Origin of the sequence: Bacillus sp. FSL E2-8887, from assembly GCF_038007205.1 — a bacterium.
Taxonomy (GTDB): Bacteria; Bacillota; Bacilli; order Bacillales; family Bacillaceae_G; genus Bacillus_A; species Bacillus_A mycoides.
This window is the reverse complement of sequence record NZ_JBBOWS010000002.1, coordinates 135,413-154,179: the sequence shown is the minus strand read 5'-3', so window position 1 is coordinate 154,179 and position 18,767 is coordinate 135,413. Positions and strand designations below refer to the sequence as shown.

Annotated in this window: 13 protein-coding genes, 4 pseudogenes and 1 riboswitch; of the genes and pseudogenes, 13 read left to right on the top strand and 4 right to left on the bottom strand. The window is 37.0% G+C overall.

The window, feature by feature from the left end; translation table 11 throughout:
- Nucleotides 1-158 precede the first annotated feature (158 nt).
- Together mmuM and mmuP are read right to left on the bottom strand one after the other, a co-directional pair.
- Nucleotides 159-1,136, bottom strand: coding sequence for a homocysteine S-methyltransferase (gene mmuM / locus NSQ08_RS28065; protein ID WP_088045937.1), 978 nt, complete (start codon nucleotides 1,134-1,136; stop codon nucleotides 159-161).
- Nucleotides 1,111-2,520: an S-methylmethionine permease gene (mmuP, locus tag NSQ08_RS28060; RefSeq protein ID WP_002144252.1), complete on the bottom strand. Its 1,410-nt coding sequence runs from the start codon at nucleotides 2,518-2,520 to the stop codon at nucleotides 1,111-1,113. The genes mmuM and mmuP overlap by 26 nt, the downstream gene beginning before the upstream one ends.
- 83 nt (nucleotides 2,521-2,603) lie before the next feature.
- A riboswitch (SAM riboswitch) is annotated at nucleotides 2,604-2,711 on the bottom strand.
- Nucleotides 2,712-3,054: 343 nt separating this feature from the next.
- Between mmuP and NSQ08_RS28055 the strand changes: the two are divergent.
- Nucleotides 3,055-3,843 (top strand): annotated as a pseudogene (locus tag NSQ08_RS28055) (IS4 family transposase); the annotation flags it as partial.
- Between the two features lie 91 nt (nucleotides 3,844-3,934).
- A complete protein-coding gene (locus tag NSQ08_RS28050) occupies nucleotides 3,935-4,639 on the top strand; it encodes an IS6 family transposase (protein WP_340780466.1) in 705 nt (234 codons plus the stop codon).
- Between the two features lie 64 nt (nucleotides 4,640-4,703).
- Here the strand turns inward: NSQ08_RS28050 and NSQ08_RS28045 are convergent.
- Both NSQ08_RS28045 and NSQ08_RS28040 read right to left on the bottom strand, forming a co-directional pair.
- Nucleotides 4,704-5,588, bottom strand: a pseudogene (locus NSQ08_RS28045) (IS110 family transposase); the annotation flags it as partial.
- A 391-nt stretch (nucleotides 5,589-5,979) separates the two neighbouring features.
- Nucleotides 5,980-6,054: pseudogene (locus NSQ08_RS28040) on the bottom strand (recombinase family protein); the annotation flags it as partial.
- A 1,302-nt stretch (nucleotides 6,055-7,356) separates the two neighbouring features.
- On the opposite strand from NSQ08_RS28040, the gene NSQ08_RS28035 reads away from it, so the two are divergent.
- The 11 genes and pseudogenes from NSQ08_RS28035 (at nucleotide 7,357) to NSQ08_RS27990 (ending at nucleotide 18,488) form a co-directional block, all read left to right on the top strand.
- On the top strand, nucleotides 7,357-8,526 hold the full coding sequence (locus tag NSQ08_RS28035; RefSeq protein WP_002090500.1) for a serine hydrolase domain-containing protein: 1,170 nt from the start codon (nucleotides 7,357-7,359) through the stop codon (nucleotides 8,524-8,526).
- A 909-nt stretch (nucleotides 8,527-9,435) separates the two neighbouring features.
- Nucleotides 9,436-10,602, top strand: a complete 1,167-nt coding sequence (locus NSQ08_RS28030; RefSeq protein WP_340780465.1) for a serine hydrolase domain-containing protein — start codon at nucleotides 9,436-9,438, stop codon at nucleotides 10,600-10,602.
- Nucleotides 10,603-10,695: 93 nt separating this feature from the next.
- Nucleotides 10,696-12,780 (top strand): serine hydrolase domain-containing protein, encoded by a 2,085-nt coding sequence (locus NSQ08_RS28025; protein ID WP_340780464.1) that lies wholly within the window; start codon nucleotides 10,696-10,698, stop codon nucleotides 12,778-12,780.
- Nucleotides 12,781-12,945: 165 nt separating this feature from the next.
- Nucleotides 12,946-13,212: an S-layer homology domain-containing protein gene (locus tag NSQ08_RS29980; protein WP_445686693.1), complete on the top strand. Its 267-nt coding sequence runs from the start codon at nucleotides 12,946-12,948 to the stop codon at nucleotides 13,210-13,212.
- Nucleotides 13,213-13,274: 62 nt separating this feature from the next.
- A pseudogene (locus tag NSQ08_RS28020) lies at nucleotides 13,275-13,463 on the top strand (TasA family protein); the annotation flags it as partial.
- 556 nt (nucleotides 13,464-14,019) lie between these two features.
- Nucleotides 14,020-14,313 carry an ArsR/SmtB family transcription factor gene (locus tag NSQ08_RS28015; RefSeq protein ID WP_002144281.1) on the top strand — a complete coding sequence of 98 codons (294 nt, stop codon included), beginning with the start codon at nucleotides 14,020-14,022 and terminating at the stop codon, nucleotides 14,311-14,313.
- A gap of 613 nt (nucleotides 14,314-14,926) precedes the next feature.
- Nucleotides 14,927-15,547 (top strand): DsbA family protein, encoded by a 621-nt coding sequence (locus NSQ08_RS28010; RefSeq protein WP_002069048.1) that lies wholly within the window; start codon nucleotides 14,927-14,929, stop codon nucleotides 15,545-15,547.
- Nucleotides 15,548-15,841: 294 nt separating this feature from the next.
- Nucleotides 15,842-16,663: a cytoplasmic protein gene (locus NSQ08_RS28005; RefSeq protein ID WP_340780463.1), complete on the top strand. Its 822-nt coding sequence runs from the start codon at nucleotides 15,842-15,844 to the stop codon at nucleotides 16,661-16,663.
- 4 nt (nucleotides 16,664-16,667) lie between these two features.
- On the top strand, nucleotides 16,668-17,060 hold the full coding sequence (locus tag NSQ08_RS28000; RefSeq protein WP_002084498.1) for a nuclear transport factor 2 family protein: 393 nt from the start codon (nucleotides 16,668-16,670) through the stop codon (nucleotides 17,058-17,060).
- 107 nt (nucleotides 17,061-17,167) lie between these two features.
- The gene (locus NSQ08_RS27995) at nucleotides 17,168-17,692 is read left to right on the top strand and encodes a nuclear transport factor 2 family protein (RefSeq protein ID WP_340780462.1); all 525 of its coding nucleotides are present in this window, start codon (nucleotides 17,168-17,170) and stop codon (nucleotides 17,690-17,692) included.
- 451 nt (nucleotides 17,693-18,143) lie between these two features.
- Nucleotides 18,144-18,488, top strand: coding sequence for a hypothetical protein (locus NSQ08_RS27990; RefSeq protein WP_340780461.1), 345 nt, complete (start codon nucleotides 18,144-18,146; stop codon nucleotides 18,486-18,488).
- The last annotated feature ends 279 nt before the right edge of the window (nucleotides 18,489-18,767 follow it).

Below are 18,767 nucleotides of genomic sequence, written 5' to 3'. Positions count from 1 at the left end.
TTCCATACCTAAGGTACCCAAAAGTCCACTGGATTCCCGAGGCTACCATCCACATTTGTGTCTCTGAAAAGACATTTTGTGCCACTAGACGTAACTGTAGATTCCTGAACAAGCAAAATCATGAAAATACACACAAAGATAGATTATCATCCATTACATTACTGTTTTGCTTCGTTCGAATAGAAAAACTCGGAAGAACGCCACTTGTTCGATATCTCCTCAATGTGATAAGGTGTCGTTCTGCAGCATCCACCTATTAAACGTGCACCTGCTTGGTACCATTCTTCAGATTGAATATCCAACGCGTTACATTGTTCATGACCATGCCATGTTTTTGTTTCTGGATTATAAGTTTCACCAGAGTTTGGATAAACAATAATCGGTTTTTTGGTGTTTGCCCTCAACTCTTGGATTGCACCAGTCACAACGGTTACTGGCGCACAATTGATGCCTATCGCTACAATTTGTTCACTTTTCTCAAAAGCTCGTGCACACTCCACGAGTTTCATACCTTCACTAATCTCTTTCTCATTTTTTAGCGAAAAGGAAAGCCAAGCATATGTTTCTGGAAACTCACGCAATAATGTATCTAATACTCTTGCTTCTTGCAGGGAAGGGATCGTTTCAAATGCCAATAGATCTGCACCTGCTTCGATTAACGCTGACATTCTCGAACGGTGAAAGTCTGCTAATGTTTTATCTGTCACACCATAGTTGCCTACATACTCTGAACCATCTGCAAGGTAAGCCCCGTACGGCCCAACTGATGCAACAACCAATGGTTTAGGCCTATTCGTTTGCGTATTTTCCTTCCAAAAATCATCTCTTGCCCTTCTTGCAAGTAACACCGTTTTCTTAATTAATTCCAAAGCTTCCTGTTCTTGTATTCCACGTGCGGAAAAACCACTAATAGTAGCTTGATAGCTTGCTGTCATGGCACAGTCCGCTCCAGCACGAAAATAGTCCGAATGAACCTGATAAATTAGTTCCGGATTTTCTAGTAACACACGTGCCGACCAAAGGGGATCGTCCAAATTACATCCATGCGCCTCCAATTCTGTAGCTAATGCTCCGTCAAGAAGCATAATGGAATGTTGGGATAAAATAGCATCAATTGGGTTGATTTTGTTCGACATAATCTACGCCCCTCTTTTTTAGATTTTTTGTTAGATAATAACTTCCATAGCAAAACAAAATAAACGGTATGCAGCAATATAAGGCAATTCTCTGTGTTGGATCGAATGCAATTCCAATACACGATGCCAGACAAAGGATAAAAGAAGCAATTGGTACTAATGGATATAGTGGTGTGCGATAAATCAAGTCCTTTTCAGAATTTCCTTCTTTCAAAAATTGTCTGCGAAATAGGAACTGGGAAGCACTAATACTCATCCAAACTACAACTACTGCTAGACCGGAAATGGAAACAAGTACGATATAGACAGTATCTGGTGCCACAATACTTGAGAGCAAAGCCAAGGCTCCACCCACCATGCTGAAAATGACGGCGTTGATTGGAATACCTTGCTTCGTCATTTTTCCAAAAATCGGGGATATCGTATTCTTATTAGCAAGCGACCAAAGCATTCTAGAAGAGGCATAAAGGCCTGAGTTTGCCGCAGATAAAATGGCTGTTAAGATAACGAAATTCATTATGTCAGCTGAATATGGCACCCCAATTCGTTCTAGAACTGCAACAAAAGGGCTCTCTAATACCCCTGCATCGGAAATAGGCAATAACGCAGATAAAACAACAATCGTTCCTACAAAAAAGATTATCAATCTCCACAGAGTAGTTCGAATGGCCTTCGGTATCATTTTTTCCGGGTTCGCTGTTTCTCCAGCTGCAATGCCTATTAATTCTGTTCCCGAAAAAGCAAAATTAACCGCAAGCATGGTCATTATAATGGCCGTAGCACCATGAGGAAATAAACCTCCACTTGTAAAATTAGAAAAGAATGGTGCTGCTTTTGAATGAGTCATCGGAAGAAACCCTAGCATTGCCGCTACTCCTAAAACAATAAAAATCACAATAGCTATAACCTTTATCGATGAAAACCAAAATTCGGATTCGGCGAAAAATTTAACAGTCAGGACATTTAATACAAAGATCAAAATGGCAAAAAGAGCACTCCATACCCAAACATTAATTGATGGAAACCATCGCTTCATAAGTAATCCTGCGGCTGTAAATTCAGAACCTAAAGCAACAGTCCAAGTTAACCAATACAACCAGGCTACTGTATACCCTGTACCCGGTCCAATGTATTTAACTGCATAACTATGAAATGCGCCCGTTTCAGGCATATGTACGGAAAGCTCTCCTAAACATAGCATAACTAGATAAACCACTAGCGCACCAATCAGATAGGATAGAATTGTTCCAAACGGGCCAGCTTGTTGAATAGTGTAACCCGGGCTTAAGAATAAGCCAGTTCCAATCACCCCACCAAGTGATAGCATGACTAAATGACGTGCTTGCATTTTCCTTTGAAATTCTTGCCCATTTTTGTTCTCCATTTCTACTCTCCTTTAGTTACTATCCAGAAAAAACAAAAACGCACTCTAAAAAAGAGGGCGCTACTGACAAATAAAAATGGAAGCTCTCATCTATCAGGATTATCACCCGCTGGAATTAGCACAGTGTCTACTTAAGCAGACCTGTTGCTGAGGTTTCATAAGGCCAGTCCCTCCACCTCTCTGGATAAGAAATATTTTTTTATAACCTTATCAATCCATTCAATAACTGTCAAGATAATTCTGTTTTTTTAAAAAATTATCTATTATAGAAATACAAAAGATAGAGTATTTCTATAACTGCAACCCACTCCTTCTTGGGTATTATTTAAAAATCGAACATACAAAACCTCATTTATTTATGATACGGTTCACAAGCACTTCCTCAAAATTTGATGCACTTCTAAATATCTTCTTACTTCTTTGGCTATGGGGTCACCATACATAACCATCAACTCAGGAGATTTTAATACCCTCAAATATCAAAAAACGTTATCCTTTCTAAACAAGCTAAATTAGAAAGGATGATGTTTTCTTATGAATCTCTCGATTCAAGATGAATTACTACCATTTGCAGAAGAATTACAACGATATGTTACACCTGTATTCTTAGAAGAACTTGCAAGAGAAATAGGATTTATAAAGCGAAAACGTAAGTTTTCTGGATCAGACTTAGCTGCTATTTGCATTTGGATTAGTCAACGGTTGGCAAGTGATTCCTTGGTTCGATTATGTAGTAGGCTTCATGCAGCGACAGGCACTTTACTTAGCCCTGAGGGCTTAAATAAACGTTTAAATGCTAAAGCAGTTTTGTTTTTAAAACATATTTTTTCTTTACTGTTAGAACAAAAGGTATGTGAACAAACACAAATTTCTAACCACCTCTTCTCTTATTTTCAACGAATCCGTATCTTAGATGCCACCGTATTTCAAGTGCCAAATGCTTTAGAGAATGTATATCCAGGCTCTGGAGGGTATGCCCAAACAGCTGGAATCAAAATTCAATTAGAATATGATCTGCACAGTGGAGAATTTCTTAACTTTCAAGTTGGGCCAGGGAAAAATAATGACAAAACATTTGGTACGGAATGCTTAGATACCTTACGACCAGGAGATTTATGTATTCGTGATTTGGGTTATTTTTCATTGGAAGACTTAGATCAAATGGATCAACGAGGTACATACTATATTTCTCGTTTAAAATTAAATACAAATGTATATGTGAAAAATCCAAACCCGGAATACTTTAAAAATGGTGCAATAAAAAAACAATCGGAATACATACAAGTTGATATAAAACAGATTTTAAACCAACTACACCCTGGAGGGTTCTGGTGCAAACACTCCAAAACGCTTGTAAGTAACCTCCTAAACTTGGACATACTGATACTAGTATTCTAAAAAGGATGTGATTGGTATGGAAAAGCAAAATTTATTCAAGTGGAAACATTATCAACCGGATATTATTTTATTAACTGTGAGATGGTACCTACGGTATAACCTCAGTTTTCGTGATTTAGTCGAAATGATGGAAGAACGCGGGATATCCCTTGCTCATACAACTATCATGCGATGGGTTCATCAATATGGTCCCGAATTAGATAAGCGAGTACGACGTCATCTTAAGTCAACCAATGATTCTTGGCGAGTCGATGAGACGTATGTGAAAGTCAAAGGTCAATGGATGCTATATCGTGCTGTTGATTCAAAAGGAAATACAATTGATTTTCATTTAAGTAAAACAAGAGATCATAGGGCTGCAAAGCGTTTTTTCAAGAAAGCTTTGCAGTTTTTTCATGTTTCAAAGCCCCGTGTGATTACAGTGGACAAAAACCCGGCCTATCCTATAGCGATTGAAGAGTTGAAGACAGAGAAAAAGATGCCTGTAGGCATCCAAATAAGGCAGGTAAAATACCTTAATAACATTGTAGAGCAGGATCATCGTTTTATTAAAAGGAGAGTTCGTTCAATGTTAGGATTGAAATCTTTTCGTACAGCTAAATCTATTCTTTCAGGAATAGAAGCGATGCATATCATTAAAAAAGGCCAACTTATTTTACGGGACAAGTCTGTCCAAAATGAAGTAAAGTTTATTCATCAACTATTCGGAATGGCTGCATAAGAATAGATTCCATTAGGAATCTATATACCTCTTTCAAATAAATACAATCTTTGCACCAGAACCTAATATCTCCTATTTCAGCCATCAAGCGTACGGCAGTATTCGGTCCAATCCCAGGGAGACTGCGAATGATATCGTATTCTGCGCGGTGCTCAGCTACATACACCATCTTGCTAATACAGCTTTCTTTTTGGTGAAGAAGCTCTTGATAGCGCCTTGCGTATAATTTGAGCTGGTCACACAGAACATCGTTCTGAGAAGCAGCAGGATAGCAAATTTTCGCTATTTCAAGTATCTGAATCGCTTTTTTCTCCGCCGTAATATTTGATATTTTTTTATTGGTGTTGGCACGAATACGATTTTTTATAATGGTTTTAGAAAGACCTAAAACACAATCTGGGTGGGGAAATAGTTGAACAAAATTTAAAAACAAATCAGATTTACTAGTAAATATTCTTTCCAATTCTGGAAATGTTAATTGGATTACTTTATGCATACGGCCGCGAATTATTGATAATTCATCATCCAGTTCACTATATAATCTAGAAAGAGATTTTAACTGATAGAATAAATTATCAGTTCCGGTAGATACCCTTCGGGTAACTGTAAAATGAGTGAGAGCTAATCGGTGTGCGTCGCTTCGGTCTGTCTTATGAATCCGCAAGGAATCACATTGTATTTTGGCTTCTAATGGGTTTAATAAACAATATGTATACTGGTTATTTTGCATAAATCGTTCTAGCTGTCTGGAATAGATCCCTGTTGCTTCGAACACAATTTCAGGTGATTCGCCGGTTTCATCTGTAAGCTTATGTATCTTTTCTTGTAGCTTTTTAAAATCAGGCTTAGAATGCTTGATTTCACTTTCGAATACGCATTGTTTTTGTGCATTATAAATTACCATATAACTTTTACCCATACTGACATCAAATGCAATAACGTGTTTCATATAGCGCCTCCTCAGGTGGAATTGAAGTCTTCAACTTACACTTATCGATTCTCATTTCTTATACACGATCTCGAAGACCAACATACTAAAAACTGATTCAAATAAGGTAAGTGAAGAAGGTCAGTTTTGTATACGGATTCAGGATCCCAAAACACCCACGACCTCCTCTTCACTTCTACTATATAAAAAATAGTAGTGCGAACCAATGCCTTGGTCTGCACTACTAATCTTAGTATGTTTTGTATATCTTCAATATTCTTAATATAGCTACTTTACTTGTTTTATTAATAATTTGTATTTTGAAATTCAAGGAGGATATTGATGTACTTTTGCGTAAGTGAATAGTTTTCTGTTGAGTTTATTGCGAATTACGAATATGATGCATGGGGGAATCTTCAGAAATACTTATCTCTGATGCGGTCGCGAGTCGTCTCTCAATAGATTGATCTTTACTACTTACTCTAATATACTAAAAATTTATTTCATAATCTAGTCTAATAGGGGCACGGCAACATACCCATCAACTTAAAAATTCAGAATTACCCCAAAACGAAAAAATGAGCTTTTTGTTACAAGTTAGCACAAAATTTCGTTCTGGGGTATTTGCATTTTAAACAGCAGCAGGAAACGGCGCGAATTGAACATTGGCACAGTTTATTAGAAGCGATAGACTGCATCCTTAGCTGGATATTCATTTCAAGCTCGGAAAAAATAGAATTAAGTTCTTTTGGTAGTTGGTGATAGTGGTTATTTTGATCTATTGTAGTTAAGGCACCTCTTCTGTGGTAGTGATTTCTAGGTAATCTCACTATACCAAGGATCGAGGTGTTTTTCATTTTACTCAAGTTGTTCAGTACACAATTGATAGACTCTAAATTCAATATAGCTAAATCTCCCCGCTTATTTTATAGGTGCGAAAGTTGAGTTATTTAATTCCCATCTTAATGAAGAATTATTGAAACATATTTCTCCATTAAAATGGGAATACATTAATATTCTAGGAAAATACCGATTTAGTATAAAAGAAATTGCATCATTAGACTCCCTACGATCACTAAAAACAAGTTAACAGTAAAAAGCCAATTATTCTCTTAGTGTACCGGAAATCGGCCTTTTCTTTATGATGTTTTGCTTTGCATTGTAAATCCGCATTTTCCTGACGCTGCCCCACATCCATCAACTTAAGAAAAGTAAACACCCCAAAAACAAAAAAATGAGCTGACTTCTCAAAATAACTAACTGTAGAGAAATAAAAATTTCATTTAGTGGGTACTTCAAAACCTTAGCTTGATGGCGATGGGGTCACCATATCAAAAAAAGATAATTGTGCGTTTAGACATATTTTTCAACCACTTCCTGTACGTTAAGGGACTCGTTATTTTTTTACAGTTTTTTATTATGAAATTCTAAATAACTAATTATAATAGGTGAAAAAAACGATCAATAGTTGGGGTACGGAAAGGATTCGAATTTACATTCTTTCTCAATACATATCATGGATAAATAAAGTAAAATATGGGTTGGGGCTATGTCTCATGTTGTGTTAATCCTAACAATAACTAAGGGTACATAATATGCTTTCATACCTTTGAATAATTTTGTTATAGAAGGGATGGAGATTTAACTGGCTCAAATTGTTGGTATTGATAGATACCTTTATACTGGGGCTTTAATCTATATGCGTGAGGGCCTTTCCCTAAGTCTTGTCAGGAAGTAAGGAACAGTAAGCAAACACTTATACAATATGAATAGAGGAGAGGAATGCCTTATGAAAATACGTAGTCAAATTACATGTGCAAGTCTGGCCCTTTTAATAGCTGGAAGTTCCCTGTTATATACAACACCAACCTCAATTGTAAAAGCAGAGCCCACTCAAAATGTATCTAGTTCGTTACAAACAAATACTCAACGAGATCGTACTTCCGTCAAGCAAGCAATGCGGGATACATTGCAACTTGGATACCCGGGGATACTTGCTAAAACTTCTGAGGGTGGAAAAACGTGGGGGTATGCCGCTGGAATAGCGGATCTGAGCACCAAGAAACCAATGAAAACAGATTTTCGTTTTCGCATTGGGAGTGTGACGAAGACGTTCACCGCAACAGTTGTACTTCAATTAGCTGGAGAGAATCGCCTGAATCTAGACGACTACATCGAAGACTGGTTGCCTGGTGTCATTCAAGGAAATGGATATGATGGTAACCAGATTACTATCCGGCAGATATTGAACCATACAAGTGGTATCGCTGAATACTCAAGGTCAAAAGACGCTGATTTTACGGATACAAAAAAATCGTATACGGCTGAAGAGTTAGTGAAGATGGGGGTTTCTCTGCCTCCAGACTTTGCCCCAGGAGATGGCTGGTCTTATTCAAACACAGGATACGTATTACTGGGCATTCTTATTGAAAAAGTAACCAGAAACAGCTATGCGGAAGAGATTGAAAATCGGATTATTGAGCCACTTGAATTGTCGAATACATTCCTACCAGGCAATTCAAGTGTTATTCCAGGCACTAACCATGCCCGTGGATATGTCCAACCAGACGGAGCAAGTGAGCTAAAAGACGTTACTTATTATAACCCAAGTGCAGGTAGCTCTGCTGGAGATATGATTTCTACTGCTGACGACTTAAACAAATTCTTCTCTTACTTGCTCGGTGGCAAATTACTGAAGGAACAGCAACTAAAACAAATGCTTACTACAGTTCCTACAGGAAAAGAAGGAATCGATGGATATGGTCTTGGAATCTATGAAACTAAGCTTCCAAGCGGTGTCTCGATATGGGGACACACCGGTGGCATTCTAGGGTTTACAACTCTTGTTGGAGGTAAACTTGGAGGCAAGCATACGTTGGTCGTCAATTGGAATAGTTTGGGTAGAACTGACAGTCCTAATCCTTTTAAAAATATTTTACTTGCTGAATTTAGCAAGTAGGAAAAAAGGAAAAATTTATCGTAGTTTTCATAGTTAAAAATATACTTTTCTGGTTCAAAAGCCCCAACTTATTTTCATGAAAAATTTGGGGCTTTTTTGTTTTGGTGGCGTTTATTCTCCTTAAGTTGACGGATGTGGGGTAGCACCACATTACTATCAAGCTAAGGTTTTAATATATCTCCTAAATGAACATTTTCTTTTTCTACAGGCAGTTACTTTGAGAAGGTAGTTTATTTTTTCGTTTTGAGGGCGTTTATTTTTCTTAAGCTGATGGATATGGAGTATCTGCCCTAAGTTAAATAAATTTTGACTTAAAAACAAGTGATTTTAACAACGTTAGGAGTGTTTCATGCAGCACAATGTCATTTGTGTTGTATTGCAAGAAGAAAAATTACATTAGAAAAGAGCCAGAATTCATCCTGTTAAGGGTAAATCGGCTCTTAATATTTAAAAGGATGAAAAAAAGAAACACAGAAGTAAAAAACCTCTGTGTTTCTTTTTGATTAATATATTTACTGAACCTTCCGGCACAGATGCTCCTTCTACCCTAGTATAAAAGCGATTTTGAACGTAAGTAATTTGTAAGAAATGGGTAAGAAAAAAGAAATTTTCATTGTGTATGATAAAAATATAAAGAGGCGTGAAAGGCGGAACAGATATGACTTATATATGAAAAACAGACCAGTAACAAGAGTATTTCAAAGAAAAGAAGTAATTTCTGTGGTTAACATATATGTGGAAAAAGAGGGATTTACCCAGGACAGAATGGCGTTTGTAAAAATAATAATTATGAAGATGATTACGAATTCAATGTTGACCTTTTTTCATTGGTGGAGATGGTAGCTGTGTGGTTAATACGAAATAGCAAGAAACCACCTATACAATATGAATAGAGGAGAGGAATGCCCTATGAAAACACATAGTCAAATTACATGTGCAAGTCTTGCCCTTTTAATAGCTGGAAGTTCCCTGTTATACACAACGCCAACCTTAATTGTAAAAGCAGAACCTACTCAACGTGTATCTAGTTCGTTACAAACAAGTACTCAACGAGATCGTAATTCTGTCAAGCAAGCAGTGCGGGATACATTGCAACTTGGATTCCCGGGGGTACTTGCTAAAACTTCTGAGGGTGGAAAAACATGGAGTTATGCCGCTGGGGTAGCGAATCGGAGCAGCAAGAAACCAATGGAAACAGATTTTCGCTTTCGCATTGGTAGCGTGACGAAGGCGTTCACGGCAACAGTTGTACTTCAATTAGCCGAAGAGAACAGCTTGAATCTAGACGACTCTATTGAAAAATGGTTGCCTGGTGTCATTCAAGGAAACGGGTATGATGATAAACAGATTACTATCCGGCAATTATTGAACCACACAAGTGGTATCGCTGAATACACAAGGTCAAAAGGCTTTAATCTTATGGATACTAAAAAATCGTATAGGGCTGAAGAATTAGTAAAGATGGGGATTTCGATGCCCCCAGATTTTGCTCCAGGAAAGAGCTGGTCTTATTCAAATACAGGATACGTATTACTAGGGATCCTTATTGAAACAGTAACCGGGAACAGCTATGCGGAAGAGATTGAAAATCGGATTATTGAACCGCTTGAATTATCGAATACATTCTTACCTGGCAATTCAAGCGTGATTCCAGGAACCAAGCATGCCCGTGGATATATCCAACTAGACGGAGCAAGTGAGCCAAAAGATGTTACTTATTATAACCCAAGTATGGGGAGCTCGGCTGGAGATATGATTTCTACTGCTGATGATTTAAACAAATTCTTCTCTTACTTACTTGGGGGTAAATTACTAAAAGAACAGCAACTAAAACAAATGCTTACTACAGTTCCAACAGGAGAAGCTGCATTTGGCAGATATGGTCTTGGAATCTATGAAACTAAGCTTCCAAACGGTGTCTCAATATGGGGACACGGAGGTAGCATTCCAGGGTTTGTTACTTTTGCTGGAGGCACACTTGGAGGCAAGCATACATTAGCTGTCAATTTGAACAGCCTTAATGCTGATAATCATGATCCTTTTAAAAATATTTTACTTGCTGAATTTAGCAAGTAGGCCAAAAGGAAGAACGGATAAATTTTATCATATTTTCATAGTTAAACAAATAAATGATGAAATTGATCACTTATCTAAGGAGGCAATTCCCTCATGAAAAATAAACTAACTGGTGTATTAGCCGCTACATTAGCGCTAACTATGATTCTACCAACAGGGGCGAAAGCATTTTCTGACGGTAAGACTACAGTTGTATCTAACGCAGAAGTAGCTAGCCAAGAACTGAAGAAGATTGCAGCAGAAAAGGCTGCGCTACTCACGAAGTCCCATGGGACGACTAGCGTGCAGTATGCGCTAATTGATAATGGCAAGCTTACTTTGTCGGGGCAGGCTGGAAAGAACGATATGGAAGGGGAACAGCCGCTAACCAAAGATACTCTATACGGGATTGGTTCAGTCAGTAAAATGTATGCAACAGCGGCTGTAATGAAATTGGTCGACGAAGGAAAAGTCGATTTGGATGCTCCTGTGGTCAACTATGTTCCTGATTTTAAGATGAAAGATGGGCGGTACAAACGCATTACCCCGCGTATGTTGTTGAATCACTCCTCCGGCTTGCAAGGTTCCACGTTAAGTAATGCATTTTTATTTAACGATAATGATACCTATTCCCATGATTTCTTGTTGCAGCAATTGTCCAACCAGAGCCTGAAAGCAGACCCTGGCGCGTTTTCGGTATACTGCAACGATGGCTTTACGCTGGCCGAAATTTTGGTGGAAAGAGTCAGCGGTATGAGCTTTACCGAATTTCTACATCAACGGTTTACAGAACCCTTAAAGATGAATCATACAAAAACGCCGCAGGACAAATGGAGAGACGAAAAGCGGGCTGGACTTTATTTTCCGGCGTACCAAGGGCAGCTTCCAATTGAATCGGTGAATGTGATTGGTACGGGAGGGGTCTCTTCCACGGCAGAAGATATGGTACGATTCTCACAATTATTTATGGGACAGGGAAAAGGGATCCTCTCTGATAAGGTAGTCAAGGCGATGGAGCAAGAGGAATATAAAAAAGGAATGTGGCCGGGGGATGGAGATAATATTTTTAACTATGGTCTTGGCTGGGATAGTGTGAAACTATACCCATTTAGTGAATATGGGATAAAAGGCTTGGCTAAGGGCGGCGACACGGCACTGCAACATGCTATACTGGTCGTGCTTCCGGAACAGAAAATGGCAGCGGCTGTGTTGTCATCCGGTGGACGAAGCTCTACAAATCAACTGCTGGCAACTGAATTGCTGCTCGCCGTGCTTAAAGAGAAGGGTACAATTAAGGACATCAAGCCGAACAAATCTTTTGGCAAGCCGGTCAAGGTCAAGATGCCTCAAGACGTGGCAAAGAAAGCGGGCTTTTATGGCAATAGCGAAACTCATTTCAAAATTGAAATTACGAAGAATGGAGAACTGTTCTTACCATCTAATCGAGAAGAAAAATATGTATATACTGCGGATGGAAGCTTTATTAATGAGAAGGGTACTTCTAAGCTCAACTTTGTCACCGAGAAGAATGGAAGAACTTATTTGAGGGAGAGCACATATAAATCGACACCAGACTTAGGGCAAGGTGCGATGACTCACTATTTGGCCGAGAAACTAGAAGACAATGTGCTATCGAAGAAAACCGCTGCCGCATGGGCGAAGCGGGAAGGTGTCAAGTTCTATCTCGTGAATGAGAAATTTAGTTCTATTGAATATCTCGTACAACCGAAACTTATTACCACACAAATTACTCGTAAGGAAGGCCTGGCGGGCTATTGGGAGGGCAGAAAAATTACAGGTCCGAACACCGCGACGCATCAGCTCCAGATCCCCGTGATGAATGGCCGTGATACGACGGAAACGCATTTCTATACAGAAGGCGGCAATGAATATATGGAAATGGCCGGATTGTTATACGTAAGTGGATCCAGCGTAAAACCGCTTGATGCAGGCCAATCATCCAAAGTTACGCTGCAAGCAAATGGGTATGCGAAATGGTTTACGATCCCACAAGCGGCAGCGGGGAAAACGATGACCGTGGCGTTGCCATCGAAGAGTTCGTTCGCGGTGTATGATGAGAAGGGAGTATGTGTCAATTTTACCGTTGTGAGCGGCAATAACAAAGTAAAACTGCCGAAGAACGGAACGGTTGTATTTGCTGGCGCGCCGAACTCGGAATTTGCAATCACGTTGAACTAGCTACAATTCTAGATGGACTTCAACAAAACCAGTACGACACAGAAGAGGTGTTTTGCTGGTTTTGTTTGTATTTACGTATGATCTAGACGAAGAGGCTTTCCATGAATAATATCACGCTCAAACTCTGCAAGAACAGCCAGCATACCAGTTCTGGGTAATCATCTTTTGCCCAACTCACCTTCTCGGTGTAAATACGTTCGCAGCCGGTATTATGATGTACAAGCCCTATACGATACAGGAATTATCCGAGGTGTTTCAGCTACTAAGTTTACGCCATATGGCACACTCACACGTCAACAGGCTGCACTTATGTTAGAACGAACTCTAGAATATCTAGGTGTAGAAAAAGAGTCAAATATAGGGCCCTACCACATCGCTATCAAGCTAAGAAAAGTAAATACCCCCAGAACGAAATTTTGTGCTAATTTGTAGCAAAAAAGCTCATTTTTTTGTTTTGGGGTAATTCTGAATTCTTAAGTTGATGGGCATGATAGATTGCCTCCAAAAAAGTATTTCATTCTAAGTGGACTGAAACAGGAGGATTAAAACCTGGGAAAATGGATTGGTTTTGGATAAAGTTTATATTTGAAGACAACGGAACAGATCAAAACGTGTTCCAAGGGGATAGTATTGCGCTAAAAATGGAGTTCCAAGCCAATCAAACAGATGGACAAGAAAGATAAATTTAAGAGCATAATACTGGTAAAAAGTAAAACTGAGCTTATGCCTTTTAATAATTTAAAAGAATGATTACTACATATCTATACCAAAAGCCATTGATATCAGCATTTGCGCATGATATTAATGGCTTTTGTAAGTTTAACATTTTGAATGTTTTGTAAAACTAACATTTAATTTATAAATAGAAGAAAAAAATAGCCACAAGTCGTAGAGCGTTTAAGAGAGTAAATAACGACTCTCTTTTTTTTGCTTTTGTATTTTTATAGGTATCCATATACATTGAATAAGGAAATCCCCAAAAAGTAAAATTGAGATCCCCAGAGTAAAAATCATTGTTTTTGGGTAGCATAAAACCTTAGTATGTTAGCGATGTGATGCTAACCCAAATTTGAACCCTATTCCTCAATGAATCAAACAATTTAACATGGTTAATCTCTTGTTTAAGCTATAAAGCAGATAAGAAATATATTTTCTCAACAGGATAAAAGGTATTCATCTATAAGTACTATGTATAAGGATAATAGGAAAATAGAAATAAATAATAAAGGGGAATGTGAAATGATAGCATTAAAAAATGATCGAAATGTAAAAGAAATTTCGGAAGAGAACGTAGATTTATTAAAGGTTATGGCGCATCCAGTACGATTACAAATTGTAAATGAATTAATGCATCATAAAAAATGCAATGTTACACAGTTAACGGAAATATTAAGACTCCCTCAATCCACTGTTTCACAGCATTTATCAAAATTGAGAAAAACCGTACTCCGTACAGAAAGAAGAGGATTAGAGGTGCATTATTATATTGATAATGCTAAAGCTCGTCAGATTGTAGGAATTTTGGGTCTGTAGGTTAATAATATGCAAAAAAGTTTCCTGTTATAAAGCAGGAGGCTTTTTTATATTTATATATAGTAATTTTATTTTTGTGAGGATTACTGTGTAAATAAGAAAATATTGCTCATAGAATTTCTGTACATTTGAATGGAGTGTAATGAGATAAGGTCTACTTATTTATTTTCGATAGAGCTTATAATTATGTTTATGTTATTAAATTTTAAAAAAAGAATTGACTTCTGTTTTAGTTGTAACTATTATAGTTACATAAAGGTTGTAACTGAAGTGGTTACAATACATTCTGCTTTATGTAAAAATACGGTTAGTATATTTATTTAAGGAAGGTGGCCCACACATTGTCGCTCAGTCTAGAAAGTCACTAAAAGATTAAAGGTAATGCATATTCCAAACTATAGTATTTTCTGCTTTGGGGCAATAATGTGTAGCCTTATCTTTTGTTAAAAATCTTAGTTGATTTTTTTGAAAGGGTTAGTTTTGGGGAAATATAGTAAGGTAGCTCATAAAAAAACAAGATATAAAAAAGATGTACTTATATAAACCAAAAAGTTAGCTGAGAATTTTAAGTGATAGCTGGACTGGTTAATAAAAATAAAGGTAGGAGATTTAAATGAAGACGAAACAAGATAATCTTATATACGTATGGGACGCATATTGTGGATGGTGCTATGGATTTTCAGAAAGTATTAAAGGATTTTACAAAGAACACACTGAAGTGCCGTTAACAGTTTTATGTGGAGGATTATTTTTAGATGATTTACCAATAAAAAATTTCTCATATATAGAAGAGGGAAATAAAAGAATTAATCAACTTACAGGTGCAGAATTCGGTCCTTCATATCAAAAATTGGTGGAAGAAGGTACTTTTAAAATGAATTCGAAAGATGCTGCAATTGGCTTTTCAGCTTTACGCTCATTAGCACCAGACCGTTTGTTAGAATTCACTGCGGCTATGCAAAAAGCGTTTTATTATGAGGGACAAAGTCTAAGTGATCCTGAAACATATCGTAAGATTGCAATTGAGCTTGGTTTGAATCCTAAACAAGTATTAGAACGTTTAAACTCTCAAGAAACAATAATAGATGCCCAAAACGACTTCAATAAAGTTCGACAGCTTGGTATTAATAGTTATCCTTCTTTGCTTTTACAAAAGGATAATCAAATTATCCCTATTGGTGGCGGGGTAATGACGCCAGATAAAATCGAAGCACGTTTTAAAAATTTATATTAAAAAAATTTAAGATAAAGTATATAGCATTTAACGTTTTAAAAAAGGCTAGAAGTGGATGGACTTAAACCTTTTTATAACAGTCATAGTTTCAACTTATTTTTAAAAAGAATCCAATTTTAATTTTTCTATAGACTATAGTAGCAAACATGTTAGCTTACGCCAACGGACATTCATCTCTCGCCTATTTGCTGGTGTTATCACACTTTCAGGTAAATTGAAGAGGGAGCTTCTGGCGGAACAAGATGAAAATATGTTAACTAATTAATAACTTTAACAAAAGGAGAATAACATTCTATGTTTAAGACAATCGATACAAATCAAAAAGATGTGAAATTGACGGTGTTTAGTTCAGACGAAAAAAGTTTTATGGTCACTGCAACCTTAGTTGAGAAAGCGGGACATGCATTTTTAATAAACTCAAAATTTACTCAATCTGATTCGAAAGAAATTGTTGAGTATCTGAAAAAAAACGACTTATCTCTAGATAAAATTTTTATTATTCATGGAGATCCAGACTACTACTTTGGATTAGAGATTATTAAAGCTGCTTACCCAGAAGCCATAGCGTATGCTACAGAGTCTACTGTTGAACATATTGTTCATTCTGTCTTAGGTAAATTAAAAGTTTGGAAAGGCGCCCTAGGAGAAAACGCACCAAGCAACGTAGTATTACCTCAAGTGTTTAAAGAAAAAACGATTGATTTTCAGGGGTTAACATTTGAACTAGTAGGCTTAGATCATTACAGAACTAGCTTATTTAATAAAGGGCTAAAATTATTAATTGGTGGTATTGATGTATTTAACGAAATACATGTATTCTTAGCGGATACTAGCTCAAAAGCGGCTATGGAGGCATGGATTGAGAACTTGAAAGTATTACAAGCATTAAATGCTGACATAATTATACCTAGCCATGGATCAATCGAAAAATCCTTAAATAATCAATCCCTTACTGCGACAATGGATTATCTAAGAACTGCGATTCAAGCTTCTGAGGAAAGTAAAACTTCAAAAGATTTTGTAGCGAAACTTGATGCAGCATATCCAGACTATACAAATAAAGGTGTATTAGAATTAAGTGCAAAAGTTGTAACAAAAGAAATGCCTTGGGGTTAATGCTATGAATAAATATCAGAAACTATTACATGAAACGTATGTGTTAACTGGCGAAGGAAAATTGGATGCTTTCAAAACGTATTTAAGTGAAAATGTATCATGGACAGAAGCTGCTGGGTTTCCATATGCAGGTACTTATATAGGTCCAGATGAAGTAGTGAAAAATGTACATGAACGTCTTGGCACGGAATGGGATAACTATAGCGCTAAAGATGAAATTTATGCATTTAATAACAATACTGTTATCGTTTATGGAAAATATAGTGGAACATATAAAGATACAGGGAAATCGTTCATAGCAGATTTTTGTCATCTTTATGAATTTGATGAGAACGATAAGGTTAAGAAGTTTATTCAAATTGTGGACAGTGCAACTGTTAATGAGGTATTAAGTTAGAGTTAATCGTTTCTAACATTACCCCTCACATTACATTTTTGGGAAGGTTTCTATTTCTCAAGCGTGTTATGGAAGATAACTTATATAATTAGAAGAGGTAGGCATAAATGAAATTAGAGAAAAATTTAATAGTAATAATTATTTCTGTGTTTATTTTAGGAATTGTGTCGACTTTGATATTTCAAGCTTCCACCGGTAATAACAAAGCTAACTCAATAAAGAGTGAGAATGTTGCCTCAGTATCAAAAGAAGTGACAGAAAATGAAAAGAATAAAAAGATGGTAGTTGATTTCTATAATGAAGTTTTTAACAAACATAATATCAATATTATCCCTAAATATGTAAGTGAAGATTATAAGCAACATAATCCTTTTGTTGCTGATGGACGAAAAGCCTTCATGGATTTCTTTAAGGAGGATTTTGTTAAAAATCCTAATTCCTCTGCAGAGATCAAACGTGTAGTAGTAGAAGGAGATACAGTTGCTCTTCATGTACATTCTCGTGCTAATTCTCAAGATAAGGGAGTTGCAATAGTGGATATATTTCGTATAAAAGATGGTAAGATTGTCGAGCATTGGGATGTAATTCAAGAGATTCCAAGTGAGACAGCTAATGATAATACTATGTTTTAGGCAGAAGGCATATTCAATTGTTAGTGATGTATAGAATCTAGAAATTATAAAATGAATGGGATGTCCTAGGTATACTACTAGGACATCTCTTTTTGTTTTGCGTGCTCCAGCTAAGCTGGGCACTGCTTGCTGGTGAAAGTCCGGCCAGGTAAGAGCCAAGTCGCCTAGTAGCTGACAGGCAGCTGGTAGAGAAATCCTAAGGTTGAAGCCCTGTGATAAAGTAACTTCTACTTAGAAGTGCGAGCGAATCAACAGACCGTAACATAAAGTGAACCTTGCCGCCTCGTTAAAAGCAACCTAGCAATAGGACAAAGGGAAGTCGAGCCTGGAGAATATAGGCGAAGACCATGGAAGATGTGAAGAACTTTGAAAGTACGACATCGAAGAATCCCTCGGGGTATGGAGGGCGGTATGTTGAGAAAGTAGTGTCTGGAACTGGGGAGACCCTCCTTTGCCAAGAATGGTTGATTCATATGGTTCATTTGGGTTTGAAGGGAAGGATGAAGATAATTTCTATTTCATGTTTGTCGTTGATAAATCAACTGTTGAGCTAGCGAAAAACTGGATGCATATGATAAATCCAAATTTCACACTTGATAACGAGATTGATAGATTAGTAAATCAAGATCCAGAATTGAAAAAAGAAATTGATAGTCTTGTAAAAAATAATAAAGATTATATCAAACGTTTTGAAAAAGATAATCATAAAGTAGAAATAGGTATAAGTTCTGGGGATTCTGTAATACCTCAAAATCAAAATTACTATGTATTACACTTTGCTGTACAAGGAAAGTAATATTTAAGTAGAACATCGGTTTTCGTACAGAGAAGTGGTGGCAACATTAGAGATAGTTTGCAAATAGAAAAATACATATTAGAGTGGTATTAAAATGTATTTTTTATTGCCAGCTATATATGGATAATTAGAGATTTTTTGAAAAAGACCGCCTGTTATGCGCGGTCTTTTTTATGTTACCATCAACTGTATAGATTTTTTCAACAATAGGTACTTTTTTCATTTCTTCTTGCTTAATGATGGGACGTATCAAAGGGTGACAAGTTTTTCAAGAGAAGT

Bases quoted from the DNA above. Each gene is read 5' to 3' on its own strand.
- mmuM (WP_088045937.1), bottom strand. From the start codon at position 1,136: ATGTCGAACAAAATCAACCCAATTGATGCTATTTTATCCCAACATTCC.
- mmuP (WP_002144252.1), bottom strand. From the start codon at position 2,520: ATGGAGAACAAAAATGGGCAAGAATTTCAAAGGAAAATGCAAGCACGT.
- NSQ08_RS28050 (WP_340780466.1), top strand. From the start codon at position 3,935: ATGGAAAAGCAAAATTTATTCAAGTGGAAACATTATCAACCGGATATT.
- NSQ08_RS28035 (WP_002090500.1), top strand. From the start codon at position 7,357: ATGAAAATACGTAGTCAAATTACATGTGCAAGTCTGGCCCTTTTAATA.
- NSQ08_RS28030 (WP_340780465.1), top strand. From the start codon at position 9,436: ATGAAAACACATAGTCAAATTACATGTGCAAGTCTTGCCCTTTTAATA.
- NSQ08_RS28025 (WP_340780464.1), top strand. From the start codon at position 10,696: ATGAAAAATAAACTAACTGGTGTATTAGCCGCTACATTAGCGCTAACT.
- NSQ08_RS28015 (WP_002144281.1), top strand. From the start codon at position 14,020: ATGATAGCATTAAAAAATGATCGAAATGTAAAAGAAATTTCGGAAGAG.
- NSQ08_RS28010 (WP_002069048.1), top strand. From the start codon at position 14,927: ATGAAGACGAAACAAGATAATCTTATATACGTATGGGACGCATATTGT.
- NSQ08_RS28005 (WP_340780463.1), top strand. From the start codon at position 15,842: ATGTTTAAGACAATCGATACAAATCAAAAAGATGTGAAATTGACGGTG.
- NSQ08_RS28000 (WP_002084498.1), top strand. From the start codon at position 16,668: ATGAATAAATATCAGAAACTATTACATGAAACGTATGTGTTAACTGGC.
- NSQ08_RS27995 (WP_340780462.1), top strand. From the start codon at position 17,168: ATGAAATTAGAGAAAAATTTAATAGTAATAATTATTTCTGTGTTTATT.